Below are 14,092 nucleotides of genomic sequence, written 5' to 3'. Positions count from 1 at the left end.
TATGGTGGTTTGAAAGATGAAAAGAATATTTGAAGTGGCACCTTGGAATGTGGTCACACACAAATTAGACAAGGAAAATAAACGATTACAAGAAAGTTTGACCAGTTTAGGAAATGGTTATATGGGGATGCGTGGTAATTTTGAAGAAGATTATTCTGGCGACAGTCTTCCTGGAATTTATTTAGCTGGTGTTTGGTATCCTGATAAAACTCGTGTCGGCTGGTGGAAGAATGGCTATCCTGATTACTTTGGTAAGGTTATCAATGCCGTTAATTTCATTAAGATGAATTTTTTGATCAACGGTTCAAAGCTTGATTTATACACTGATAAAATCAGCGACTTTACTTTGGATTTGGACATGAAGAATGCTAAATTGAATCGTTCATTCGTGGTTGAAAAAGATGGCAGTAAAGTTAAATTCAACTTTGAAAGATTCTTGAGTGTAGCTCAAAAGGAATTGTCAGTTCAAAAAGTTAGTTTTGAAAATGTTGGCGATAAAGAAGTCAATGTTAAGGTAATTTCTAGTTTGGACGCTGACGTCAAAAATGAAGATGCAAACTACGACGAGCATTTCTGGCAAGTACTAGAAATTACGGAAAATGGCATTATTGCTGAAACTAAACCAAATGACTTTGGCACTCCAAGATTTACTTCAGGGATGCAAGTTAGTTATGTGACTGAATTAAAAGAAGTTGACCATCAAGTTGGTAAACTGGAAACAAGCAAAACTTTTGAAATCAACCTTCAACCAAATGAAGTTGGTAGTCTTGAAAAGCGTGTTATCGTAGTGACATCACGTGATTATGAATCAGTTGACGATATTCGAGATGCTATGGAAGGTATTTCTGCAAGAACTGTTAAAGTTTCTTACGAAGATTTACTCTCAGCACATGAAAATGTTTGGGCTGATCGTTGGAATCAATCAGATATCAAGATCGACGGTGACACAGATGCTCAACAAGGTATGCGTTTCAACCTCTTTGGTTTATTTACAACGTATTCTGGCGAAGATTCACGACTAAATATTGGGCCAAAAGGCTTTACTGGTGAAAAATATGGTGGAGCTACTTATTGGGACACAGAAGCATTCTGTATACCAGTTTACTTAGGCGTATCACAGCCAGAAGTTACTAGAAATCTCTTAATGTATCGTTATAACCAACTCGATGGAGCTTACATTAATGCCCAAAGACAAGGACTTAAGGGCGCTTTGTATCCAATGGTTACTTTCAACGGAATCGAATGTCATAACGAATGGGAAATTACTTTCGAAGAGATTCATCGTAACGGCGATATAGCGTTCGCTATTTACAACTACACACGTTATACAGGTGATAAGTCATTTGTTCTTCATGAAGGTAGTAAGATGTTGACTGAAATGTCACGCTTCTGGGCTGATCGTGTTCACTATAGTAAACGTAATGAAAAGTACATGATTCACGGTGTAACCGGTCCTGATGAATATGAGAATAACGTTGACAATAACTGGTATACAAACTTGTTAGCACGTTGGACATTGAAATACACTTTGGAGATTCTTGGTGAAGTTTCAAAAGAACAATTTGAAAAGCTGGCTGTTACTAAAGAAGAGATGGATCATTGGCAAGATATTGTAGACAAAATGTATCTACCATATGATGAGGATCTAGGAATTTTCGTTCAACATGACGGTTTCTTAGACAAAGACATCGAACCAGTCAGTGCTATTCCAGAAGATCAATTGCCAATCAATCAACATTGGTCATGGGATAAGATTTTACGTTCACCATATATCAAACAAGGTGATGTTCTTCAAGGAATCTGGGACTTCATCGATGATTTCTCAGAACGCGAAAAGAAACGTAATTTTGACTTCTATGAACCATTGACAGTTCACGAGTCAAGTCTTTCGCCTGCAATTCACTCTGTATTAGCAGCTGATCTTCATTATGAAGAGAAAGCGGTTGCTTTATATGAGAGAACAGCTAGACTAGACTTAGACAATTATAATAATGACACTGCAGATGGTTTGCATATCACATCCATGACTGGTGGCTGGTTAGCTATGGTTCAAGGATTTGCTGGTATGCGTGTACATGACGATGGTACTTTGAGTTACAAACCATTCCTACCTAAGAAATGGAATAGTTACTCATTCAGACAAGTATTCAGAGGTCGTGTCATCGAAGTAACTGTTAAAGAAGCTGGACCAGAATTCAAGTTAGTTTCAGGAGATCCACTTCAAATCAACGTTTATGACAAACCACTAATGCTTAAATAATTGTATTTAAGGTGTCTGAAGATTCTTCGGGCACCTTTTTGTGAAGGAGAAGACTTATGGTAAAATTTGAACTAATTAAAGGTTTTGTATTCGATCTAGATGGCGTGATTGCTAGTACATCAATTTATCACGCTAAAGCTTGGCACCAATTGGCTGATGAGTTAGGTGTCACATGGACAGATGAACTCGGCGACCAATTAAAGGGTGTTAGCCGCATGGATTCTTTGGAATTGATTCTTAAAGCTGGTGGCAAAGAAAACGATTACACACAAGAAGAGAAAGTAAAATACGCTACTAAGAAAAATGAGAACTACGTCAATCTTTTGAGCAATTTGACTGATGACGATATTTTGCCTGGTATGAAAGCTTTCATCGAAGATCTTGCCGCTCACAACTATTTGATTTCTCTAGCTTCAGCTTCAAAGAATGCACCAAAAGTTTTGGAAGCTTTGAATCTCGACAAATACTTCAAAGAACGAGTTGATCCAGCTACTTTGAAACACGGTAAGCCAGATCCAGAAATTTACGTCCGTGGAGCAGAGATTCTCAACTTGAAACCAGAAGAGTGTATCGGAGTTGAAGATGCCGCAGCTGGTGTACAATCAATCAACGCTGCTAATGAAACATCAATTGGAATTGGTGATCCAGAGGTCCTTAAAGCTGCTGACATCAACTTCAATGACACTTCAGAAGTAACTTTGGAAAATATCAAGAAAGCTATGGCTTAATAAAATAAAAAGTAGGTAGGAATATGACAGTTTCAAAAACAATTTTTGGGGAAATTGATTCTGAACCGGTTTACCTCTACAAGATTACTAATAAAAACCAAACTAGTATTAGTCTTTTAAGTTATGCCGCAACTTGGCAAAACTTTGAAGTGGTGGAAGACGGACAGAAACATTCATTGATCGAACATTTTGATAATCTTGATGATTACATCAAGACACCTTATCAAGTTGGAAAAACGATTGGACGTGTGGCTGGTCGTATTAAAGATGCCACTTTCAAGATCAAGGGACAAGAGTATCAGATGGAGCAAAATGAGGGTGAAAATTTCCTGCATGGTGGTAGTCACGGTTTGCAATATCAAAACTTTCAGGGTGAAATTGTTACTGACCAAGCGGTTAAATTTAAGTACGTAGTCAATGGTGAGGATGGTTTTCCTGGCAAGTTAGCCGTTAGTGTCGTTTATATTTTAAGTGATGACGACGAAGTAACGATTCTTTATTCTGGTATCAGTGATCATGACACGCTCTTTAATCCAACATGTCACGTTTACTTCAACGTTGGTGACGAAAATATTCGTGATCAAAAATTACAAATCAACGCCGATGATTTTCTCGATGTAGATGATGGTAAGGTTCCAACTGGTCGATTGTTACCAACCGATGGACCATATGACTTCAAACAACCTAAAAAGATTGGTCAAGGTCTAGATGAATTGGCTTTATTAGATAAGTTTGAATATGATGATGCCTTTGTGGTAGGTAGAAAAGCTGCAACCATCAGTAGTCAGGATCGTGCGGTCGATCTTGAAACTGATCGTAATGGGATGGTGATTTTTACCGCTAACCCAATTGATGAAAAAAAAGCTGATAAACGTGAATATGATTGTTTGGCAATGGAACTACAGACGTTACCTGACGCAATCCATCATCCAGAATTTGGCGATATTGTGTTGAATAAAGATGAAAAAGTGGTTTATACGAATAAATATCGTTATCGCAAATTAAATTAAATTTAAAAATCCTAAAGGCAAAAAGGCTTTTAGGATTTTTTTGGGTGAAGTGTGCCGTTCTCCACAGCAAATTCAGTTTGTTGCTCCGGACTAAATAGCAGATTTTTAATTTCTTAGGATAATTTTTAGTTATACGTTATTTGCATTTTATAAAATGCAAGATAAGTATTAGACGAAACCTGCCATTGACTTTACTCTATAAGTAAAGTTAATTGAATAAAGACGAAGTTTTGAAAAGAGCGCGTGAGGGTGGAAATCTGCACTTTAATGGTGAAGAACAAAAGCTAGTTGATGTGGTTGAAGCAAATTGTATTTATGTTAGGTCTAGTTAAAAAGTTACGTACTTTAAATTATTAAGAAGGGGGAGTTTATTTTGATGACAGAACATGAGAAATTATTAGCAGGTCAAGATTATGATTATCGTGATCCAGAACTACAAGGGATGATTCAAAATGCTAAAAATTTGATTTACGATTTGAATCACGAGACTGATCAGGATAAACGTCAAATCGTTATTAGAAATTTATTTGGCCACGTTGGCTCAAATTTGACGATCAATGGTCAATTTGGAGCAATCTATGGTAAACACATTTCGTTCGGTGACAGTGATTTTATTAATGGTAATTGTTATTTTCAAGATTCTAATAAAATAACTTTGGGTGATCGAGTAATTGTGGCTCCGGATACTAAATTTTATTGTGGTGAGCATGCACTTGATGCCACAAAACGTTTTGGAACTAGGGAGGATGGAAGTAAATACTTAATTACTTACACGCAACCAATTTCAGTCGGCAATGATGTCTGGATTGGTGGCAACGTTACGGTTATTGCTGGAGTCCACATTGGTAATAACGTTATCGTTGGCGCGGGAGCAGTCGTTGTCAAAGATGTTCCTGATAATTGCGTTGTCGGTGGTGTACCAGCTAAAGTGATAAAAAAATTACCAAAGTTAGGTCGGTGAAATAGATGAATTTAGAGCAAGCTCCAATTTTTCGGATGTATAAATTAGTGATTGATTCAAATAAGCGGCAGGCTTTTTTGGATGAAGGAGAAAATAATTTTCAAACATCTTTTGAAACAGAAGCGAATACTTTGATGATGTTGTCTACACATTTGGATACAGCTGGGACGACTAATTTTGTTTTTGAAATGTATAAAGATAATACTAGTTATCAAATCCACGCCAACTCGCCCCAATTTAAACAGTATGGTCAGTTGGCTCAAAAAATTGTCAAAGAAAAATCATTACAAGAGTTAGAGCCAGTTTTTTTAGATGTTTCACAAATGAAGTTATCACAAGCCAAAGTTCGCGTGACACAATTTAGTTCATTTGATGAATCAAAGTTTGCCCCCAAAAATGATTTGGAAGCTTTAATGATAGCTAAAAATGATGATGGTTATTTGTCGGTGGAAGTGAGTGATTTGTCACGATTCAATGATTTTAGAAATGTCGGTAGGATAGAGCAAGTCATGGATTTGAACCTAGATAATTTTGTTAGCCATGGAGTGAGATTTCCAACAAAGTAAAGTAAACGGTTGCAAAAATTTGGTACAATGTATTATGAGTTTACTAATAAGGATTCGAGGGAGTTTACATGCCAAAATATCTAGTTTTTATGGATCTTGATAACACTTTATTAGGAAGTGACCATAAACACATTTCCGTTCGTACCAAAGCCACCATCGAGAAATTGCAAAAGCACGAAGTAAAATTTTACATCTCGACCGGTAGAATGTACGAACTAGCCAAAATCACGCAGAACCGTTTGAATTCAGAAGTAGGGATGATCACCTCAAATGGCGCAGTTTTTGATGGAATCAACGGTCAAGAAGTTACATTATTGGGCAAGAAGACAGTGGAAGCTGCCTACAAAGTGACACACGACAGAAAGTTACCGATGATGCTGTTCACCCCAGATACAGCCTACTTCACCGAAAAAATTCCACACTTCATTGCTCAAAATGCCGGAAACTTTGATGAAGCCTTTGGTTATCACGAGATTGAAAACTTTGAAGAGCTACAAAAAATTGCCGGAATTATTACTAATGGAGTAGTTTTGTCACGCGGTGATATGGACGAATTGGACCAAGTAAGAAAAGAATTAGCAGCAACTAAATTATTACGCCTATCAGCTTCAGGCCCTGATAATATCGAAATGATCCCGTTAAAGACCGACAAGGGTACAGCTATCAAGAAAGTTCAACTAGAAACAGGAGTAGACAAAGATCACACATTTGTTTTCGGCGATGGAATGAACGATTTGGGAATGATGAAACAAGCTCATTATTCAGTAGCAATGGGCAATGCTATTCCAGAAATCAAAGAAGCAGCTAACTTTGTAACTGATTCGAATGTAAATGACGGAATAGCAACATTTTTAGAAGCACATTTTAGAGAATTGTTTTAGAAATAGATTGAAGAAGTTATTTTGAAGAGAGGGTATGTTGCCGTCTTCCGCAACAGTTCTGGGAAACGCTGGAACGCTGTGGGTATAGCTGGATTTCAGTTTTTTTGCAGTATCTCAATAAATTCTGGAATTGAATAGTATTCTATTCGAATTGAGATTTTTACGGTTTTACGGTCTGGATACGTTATAGCCTTTAATATTTTAATTGATTTAATCTGATGTAAAAAAATAGAAGATCTTACTAGAGTTGTTGGAAACTGCTGCAATCTAGTAGGATCTTTTTCTATTTCTATTATTACTTCTATTTTGAATAAAGAGGGGAAACCCAATAACTTGTCAAAATACCACCTTCCAAATACCACAAAATACTACCTTTTTAACAAAATTTGAAAAGAAATCAAAAAATCAATTGAATTCCAGGGCGAATGTTGTTTATAATGTAAGCGTTAACTTAGTTAGTTCGTTAAAAGAACAAACTAAAATACCAATAAAGAGGGTGCATTTAGTGAAGTTTACTAATGGTTATTGGATGAATCGTGAGCAATATGACGTTAATTCACCAATGGAAGTTTATGACGTAAAAAAAGCAGATCGGACATTGTCAGCTTTTGCGCCATTTAATAAAATCACTACTCGTGGTGATCAATTGAACCTTGGGGCAACGACCTTGACCTTTACTTCACCGGTTGAGAATGTAATTGGCGTAAAGTTAGAACATTTCGACAGTGAAGATCATGGCCCGGCATTTAAAATTAATGATTTGAAACCAGACGTTGATATTTCAATCGGTGAGGATTCGGCTAGTCTACAAAGCGGCGAACTGAAAGTAACCTTACCTTTGAAACGTGATTTCAATTTAAAATTTAGCGCAAATAATCATTTGATTACTGAGTCAGCACCTAAGGCTCAAGGGGTCATTTATGATCATGATAAAAAAATAAATTACATGCGTGAACAATTATCAATGGGAATTGAGGAAAAAATCTATGGTTTAGGCGAACGTTTTGGTAATTTCGTTAAGAATGGTCAATCCATTGATACTTGGAATCAAGACGGCGGCACTGGTAGTGAACAGGCCTACAAGAATGTGCCATTTTATATCAGTAGTAACGGCTACGGCGTGTTTGTCGATGAACCGCAAAGAGTCTCGTTTGAAGTCGGTTCTGAAAATGTTGATCGGGTACAATTCAGTACTGAAGGTCAATCGTTACAGTATTACGTGATCTATGGTCCAACGCCACAAGAAGTCTTACATCGTTATACGCAATTGACTGGTAAAATCAATTTGCCTCCAGCTTGGTCATTCGGACTTTGGCTCAGTACTTCATTCACAACTGATTACAGTGAAGAGACGGTATTGAAATTCATCGATGGTATGAAAGAACATCATATTCCATTAGATGTCTTCCACTTTGACTGTTTCTGGCAAAAAGGCTTTGAATGGTGTACTTTGGCATGGGATAAAGATCAATTTCCTGATTCTGAAGGTTTATTGAAAAAGATTCATGACCGAGGAATCAAGACTTGCGTTTGGATCAATCCTTACATCGCTCAAAAATCACCTTTGTTTAAAGAAGCTAAGGAAAAAGGATATTTGTTAAAGCGCTTAAACGGAGACGTTTGGCAATGGGATCTTTGGCAAGCTGGTAATGGTTTTGTTGACTTCACTAATCCAAATGCTGTTAAGTGGTATCAAGACAAGCTCAAGGAGCTATTAAAGATGGGTGTCGACTGCTTTAAGACTGACTTTGGCGAGCGCATTCCAGTCGATGATGTGAAGTTCTTTGACGGTTCCGATCCTCAACAAGAGCATAACTATTACACTTTGCAGTACAATAAGGCTGTTTATGACGCAATTGCTGAAGTAAAAGGTGAAGATGAGGCGGTAGTATTTGCTCGTTCAGCAACCGCTGGTTCACAATCGTATCCCGTTCATTGGGGTGGAGACTGCCTTTCCAACTACAATTCGATGCGTGATACTTTGCGTGGTGGTTTGTCATTCTTGCTTTCTGGTTTTGGTTTCTGGAGTCACGATATCGGTGGCTTTGAAGATGGCAAAGATATGCCAACAGCTGACCTTTATAAACGTTGGACTCAGTTTGGCTTGTTGTCTTCACACAGTCGCTATCACGGCAGTAATGTCTATCGAGTTCCTTGGAACTTTGATCAAGAAGCAGTTGAGAATACCAAACGTTACGTTGATTTGAAGTTGTCCTTGATGCCTTATTTGTACACTCAAGCAGCACATTCTGCAAGTTATGGCAATCCTTTGATGCGCCCGATGTTCATGGAATTTCCAAAAGATCCAAACGTCTATGACAATGGTACTCAATACATGTTTGGTTCACAGATTTTGGTTGCTCCGATCTTTAACGAAACAGGCCAAGCACACTTCTATTTGCCAGGAGGCAAGTGGACTAGCATTTTAGACGGACAAGTCTATCAAGCACCTGAATCCGGCAAGTGGGTCGATCAACAATTTGACGAATTAAGTCTGCCAGTTTTGGTTAGAGAAAACAGCATCATCGTCCGCCACAATAATAGCCATCACGCTTCATATGACTACACGAAGGATGTTGAGATTCATTTATATCAACTAACAGATGGGACAATCTCAACCAAAGTAGCCAATATTCACGGTCAGGATGTCGCAAACATCACCGCTAAAAAAGAAAATAATCGCGTAATTGTCAAGACCTCTGGACTTTCTGGAGATGTGACAGTTATCTTGCACGACAACGACAAGACTAAATCAGCCAAGTTAGTCGCAGACGAAGCTGAATTTACTTTCTAAAGAGATTTCGCGCCCTCGAAATGCCCCAATTGTCGTGCATAAACATCAATTCAATGGATTGGTGTTTTTTTTATTCGTTGGTCTATACACATGTAGTATGATTGTACATATAGATAAATTTATAAGGGGTTGGTGAAATGAATCGACTAACAATCAGAAGAATTAATGAGTTAAATGTCTTACGCGAAGTTTTTAATCAGACACCAACCTCAAGAGCTGACGTGGCTAAAAAATTAGGTTTGACCAAATCGACGGTCTACAATATTTTCACTCAATTGGAAAATGATAATTTAGTTTATGATATTGGACAAGGTAACAGTACAAGTAGTGGCGGTCGCAAACCGGTTTTAACTAACTTTAATGCTCAAGCTGGCTACACCATCAACACTAAAATTAACAGTAATTCGGTCAGCTGTATGGCAAACTGGCTTGATGGCAGTACGATCGATCACAAGGAATTTCCAACTGAAGGCAAAGAAGCTTCCCAACAATTATTGGCCTTGTATTCAGGAATCAAATTGATGGAATTAGACAATTCAGATTTAATGGGCATTTCAGTGGCAATCGATGGAGTAGTCAAAGATAACCATATCGTCTGTGCCTTAAATGATGATTTAGCAAAATTTGATCTAGTTCAGATTCTTCAAAGCAGGTTTAATGTTCCAGTTGTCATAGAAAATGAAGCTAGTTTAGCAGCTTTAGCAATTAGAGATTTTTCAGAAAAAGAGATTGAATCCGCTGCAGCGGTCAGTTTGTTTGATCGAGTTGCTGTAGGGATGATTATTGACGGCCAATTATACAGTGGGAAAAATTCTCAAGCTGGGGAAATTGGCAATGCCAGATACCTCGGCTTAGGAAGCAGTCAACCGACAGCACTGGATGAAGTCGGTTCAGACCAAGCAGTCTTGAATAACTTAACTGATTTGAAGGGTAAACCGGTAGTGATTGCCGATATTAAGCGTTGGTATGACTTGGAAGATGAAGATACCTTAGTAGTCTTAAAAAATTTCCAAGCAAGTCTTTCAATTATTTTACAGAATATTTTATTGCTGTTTGATCCCGAAAAAATTGTCCTCAGTTCAAAAATTTTACGAGCAATTCCAGAGTTATTGCCAGAAGTAGAGAATTTGATGAGCAATGTGGTTAATCATCCGATTAATATTGAGATGGCAGACAGTACGAATAATGACAATCTGCTTGGGGGCTGTGCTTTAATTACGCGCAGTATTTTAGAGCTACCAAAAGCTGAATTGAAATTTAAAAAGAGAACAGTACCAAGTGTTGATTAACTTTTTTATGTGGGGGAAAAGTATGCCGTCCTCCGCAACAAACTCGATTTTGGCTGGAACAATGTGGGCACGACTTGAAACTACCGCAAGGTGCGCGGCATTTCCAAGCTCGGCCTTTTGGTAAGTGCTAAAGCACTAACCAAAATTTCACATTTGAGCCAAATCGAGTTTGTTGCTCTGGACTGAAGAACGGATCTATGGTTTAATTCTTTCTAGTTTTTTAGAAATAACCGTTCTATTCCAGATTTTTCTTGTATGATTTAAAACAAAAAAATAGCAGTATCTATTTTTATAGTGAACGAATTAAGTTTCAAACACTAGAAAATGGATACTGCTTTTTTTATTATAAATAGAAATTCTAAGGATTCGGAATAGAAAAGGTTACCAAAATCAGAATAAATTACCCAAAAACTAAGAATAGGATCTAGTCTGGAGTGAAAGCTTTGTGGATGCTCAGCCGTGAAATTTCACTTAATGCTTTAGCATTTAGTGAAAGGGTGAGCTTGAAGACAATTCCTGATTTTGGAATTGGCTCCAAGTCGCCCCACAGCGTTCCAGCGTCCACAAAGCTTTCATGGAAGACGGCAATTAACCACCACCCATCAAAAAGAAATTTAGTTTTTCTTCAATAACTCTTGACTAAGTCAAAGAAAACGATTACATTTTAGTTAGTTCTTTTAATGAAAAAACTAACTAGGAGGGAAAATTATGAAGAGTATTATTTCTGGATTTCAAAACAAATTTTTGCCAGCTTTAGCAAAATTTGGAAATCTAAAGTACATGGTTGTGCTTCGTGATGGGATGATCATTACAATTCCATTTACGATTTTTGGAAGTATTTTTATGATTGTGGCAAACTTGCCATTCACTTGGTGGGCTGATTTCATCAAACCTATTTCAGGTTACTTGAATGCCGCAGTTACAGTAACATTTGGTATTTTGGCTTTGATTGTGGCAATGGGTATCAGTTATCAATCAGCTAAAGCCAATAAATTGGATACGATGACCGGAACAGTTATCCCAACAGTTGCATTTTTATTAGCAATGTTGAATGACAAAATGGCTATCGATCCAGCTGACCTTGGTTCTGGTGGTATCTTTACCGCTATCGTGGTCTGCATTATTTCTAGTGAAATTATTCGTTTCTGTGTAGCCCGTAATTGGACGATCGAGTTGCCAGATTCAGTTCCACCTGCAGTAGCAAAATCATTTTCATCTTTGATTCCTGGTTCCATCGCTTTATTCATTGTTTGGTTAGTCAGAGTTGTGTTGCATATCAATATCAACTCAGTTATTCAAGTTATTTTCTCACCATTAGTTGTCGGACTAGATAGCATTTGGGGAATTGAATTAGCTATCTTCTTAGTTTTGGCACTATGGGTCGTTGGTGTTCATGGTACAAATGTTATCGGAAGTATTTATACACCTGTTTTCTTGAGTTTCTTGACTGCTAATATCAATGCGGTATCAAAGGGCCATGCTCCAGTTCATATCGCAGCCGATGGTTTCTTGAACTTTGGTTTGACAATCGGTGGTACCGGTGCAATTTTAGGTTTAGTTTTATGTATGTTCACTGCTAAGAGTCAACGTTACAAGGCAATGCGTAATTTAGGATTGATGCCTTCAGTCTTCAACATTAGTGAACCTATCATGTTCGGTCTACCAGTTGTTTTGAACCCAACTCTGATGGTTCCATTTATTGTTACGCCAATGGTTTTGGAATTCATCACTTACTATCTGATGAAATTTGGCGTTATTGGTATGATCGTAGCCCAAGTTCCATGGACAACGCCAACTGTTATCAGTGGTTTTCTAATGACCGGTGGTGACTGGCGTGCAGCTCTTTGGCAATTGATCGAATTGATCGTTGCAGTAGCAGCTTATTATCCATTCTTTAAAGTCTTGGACAGACAAGAATTAAAGACTGAACAAGAAGAAGATGCTCAAAAGGCTGCTCAAGCAGATTCAGCTGTAAAAGGAGCTTAAAATGTATTATCAAAAATTAAAAAAGTTTCCAAAAAATTTTCTCTGGGGAGCTGCTTCGGCGGCCTACCAAATAGAAGGTGCTTGGAATGAGGATGGTAAAGGACCTTCGATTTGGGATACCTTTTCCAAGATTCCCGGAAAAACATTTCACGGTACAAATGGTGATGTAGCGGTTGATCACTATCATCGCTATAAAGAAGACGTCGAATTAATGGCGGAGATGGGTTTGAAAGCCTACCGTTTTTCAATTGCCTGGTCAAGAATTATTCCTGATGGTGATGGAGAAATCAATCAATTAGGAATCAAGTTCTACGATGATTTGATCAATGATTTATTAGCGCATGATATTGAACCAGTAATCACGCTTTATCATTGGGATATTCCTCAAGCCTTGCAGGATAAATATGGTGGTTGGGAATCTCGAAGTGTGATCGATGCCTTTAAAAAATACTGCCAAGCTGTTTTCAACGCTTATGGAAGTAAAGTTAAATACTGGGTCACATTCAATGAACAAAATATTTTCACGGCTATGGGATATCGCTGGGCTTCACATCCACCAAATGTGACTGACATCAAAAGGATGTATGCCGCTAACCATATCATTAATTTGGCCAATGCCACGGCTATCAACTTGTTCCACGAATTAGTTCCCAATGGCATGATTGGACCTAGTTTTGGTTATGGACCAACGTATCCAATCACCGCTAACCCAGATGATGTTTTGGCTGCTGACAATGCTGACGATTTTAATAACAATTGGTGGTTAGACGTCTATTGTCGAGGAACATATCCGGCCTTAGTGATGAACCACTTGAAGGCTTTGGGAGTTGCTCCAGAAGTTAGTGCTGCCGATGAAAAACTTTTAAAGTCGGCTAAACCAGACTTTTTAGGAATCAACTACTATCACGGTGGAACTTTCCAACAAAATCAAATTGAACATCCAAATACAGATCAGCACGAAAAGAATTTTTCTAAAACAGATCCGTATTTGATGCAACCAAAGTCCGCTCAGGCACAAGCTCCAGAGACCACGATGTTCAACAATGTCCAGAATCCTTATCTGAATAAAACTCAATGGGGATGGGAAATTGATCCAGTCGGTTTTAGAATTGCTTTACGTCGAGTATATGAAAAGTATCAATTACCAATCATGGTGACAGAAAATGGCTTGGGTGCCCAAGATAAGTTGGAGTCAAACAATGTCGTCAATGATCAATACAGAATCGATTATTTGCAAGAGCACATTACCGAGATGCAACGAGCTTTGACCGATGGAGTAGAATTGTTAGGTTATTGTGCTTGGTCGTTTACTGATTTGTTGAGCTGGTTGAACGGATATAAGAAACGTTATGGCTTTGTTTATATTAATCGGGATGACGATGATCAAAAAGATTTACGCCGGATTCCTAAAAAGAGTTTCTATTGGTATCGAGATTTTATTAGTAAGAATTCATAATAGAAATATATTAAAAATTAAATATCTTTATTGGACAGTATCTATTTTTATAGTGAACGAATTAAGTTTTGTGGACTAGAAAATAGATGCTGTTTTTTTGTTTTTCTTTGGAACGAATATTTAATTCAGAACAGAGGCGGCAATCAACCAATTCTCCAAAA

Annotated in this window: 10 protein-coding genes; all 10 read left to right on the top strand. The window is 37.7% G+C overall.

Annotated elements, in window-relative coordinates:
* The first annotated feature begins 16 nt into the window (after positions 1–16).
* The 10 genes from U8521_RS01225 (at position 17) to U8521_RS01180 (ending at position 13,931) form a co-directional block, all read left to right on the top strand.
* The gene (locus tag U8521_RS01225; RefSeq protein ID WP_334351595.1) at positions 17–2,260 is read left to right on the top strand and encodes a glycoside hydrolase family 65 protein; all 2,244 of its coding nucleotides are present in this window, start codon (positions 17–19) and stop codon (positions 2,258–2,260) included.
* A gap of 56 nt (positions 2,261–2,316) precedes the next feature.
* Complete coding sequence (gene pgmB / locus U8521_RS01220; RefSeq protein ID WP_334351594.1) at positions 2,317–2,988, top strand: beta-phosphoglucomutase; 672 nt, start codon at positions 2,317–2,319, stop codon at positions 2,986–2,988.
* Positions 2,989–3,011: 23 nt separating this feature from the next.
* Positions 3,012–3,998 (top strand): aldose epimerase family protein, encoded by a 987-nt coding sequence (locus tag U8521_RS01215; protein ID WP_334351593.1) that lies wholly within the window; start codon positions 3,012–3,014, stop codon positions 3,996–3,998.
* Between the two features lie 376 nt (positions 3,999–4,374).
* The gene (locus tag U8521_RS01210) at positions 4,375–4,959 is read left to right on the top strand and encodes a maltose acetyltransferase domain-containing protein (RefSeq protein WP_334351614.1); all 585 of its coding nucleotides are present in this window, start codon (positions 4,375–4,377) and stop codon (positions 4,957–4,959) included.
* A 5-nt stretch (positions 4,960–4,964) separates the two neighbouring features.
* Positions 4,965–5,525 carry a hypothetical protein gene (locus U8521_RS01205; protein ID WP_334351592.1) on the top strand — a complete coding sequence of 187 codons (561 nt, stop codon included), beginning with the start codon at positions 4,965–4,967 and terminating at the stop codon, positions 5,523–5,525.
* A 68-nt stretch (positions 5,526–5,593) separates the two neighbouring features.
* Positions 5,594–6,406 (top strand): HAD family hydrolase, encoded by an 813-nt coding sequence (locus U8521_RS01200; RefSeq protein WP_334351591.1) that lies wholly within the window; start codon positions 5,594–5,596, stop codon positions 6,404–6,406.
* 505 nt (positions 6,407–6,911) lie between these two features.
* Positions 6,912–9,200, top strand: a complete 2,289-nt coding sequence (gene yicI / locus U8521_RS01195) for an alpha-xylosidase (protein ID WP_334351590.1) — start codon at positions 6,912–6,914, stop codon at positions 9,198–9,200.
* Positions 9,201–9,337: 137 nt separating this feature from the next.
* Positions 9,338–10,489, top strand: coding sequence for an ROK family protein (locus U8521_RS01190; RefSeq protein ID WP_334332874.1), 1,152 nt, complete (start codon positions 9,338–9,340; stop codon positions 10,487–10,489).
* Positions 10,490–11,197: 708 nt separating this feature from the next.
* Positions 11,198–12,475, top strand: a complete 1,278-nt coding sequence (locus U8521_RS01185; protein WP_334351589.1) for a PTS sugar transporter subunit IIC — start codon at positions 11,198–11,200, stop codon at positions 12,473–12,475.
* A 1-nt stretch (position 12,476) separates the two neighbouring features.
* Positions 12,477–13,931, top strand: a complete 1,455-nt coding sequence (locus tag U8521_RS01180) for a glycoside hydrolase family 1 protein (RefSeq protein WP_334332872.1) — start codon at positions 12,477–12,479, stop codon at positions 13,929–13,931.
* The last annotated feature ends 161 nt before the right edge of the window (positions 13,932–14,092 follow it).

The sequence above is a fragment of the Companilactobacillus miaonis genome (genome assembly GCF_036913615.1).
Lineage (GTDB): Bacteria > Bacillota > Bacilli > Lactobacillales > Lactobacillaceae > Companilactobacillus.
The sequence above is the reverse complement of the archived record's forward strand: the minus strand, read 5'-3'. Positions and strand labels throughout refer to the sequence as shown.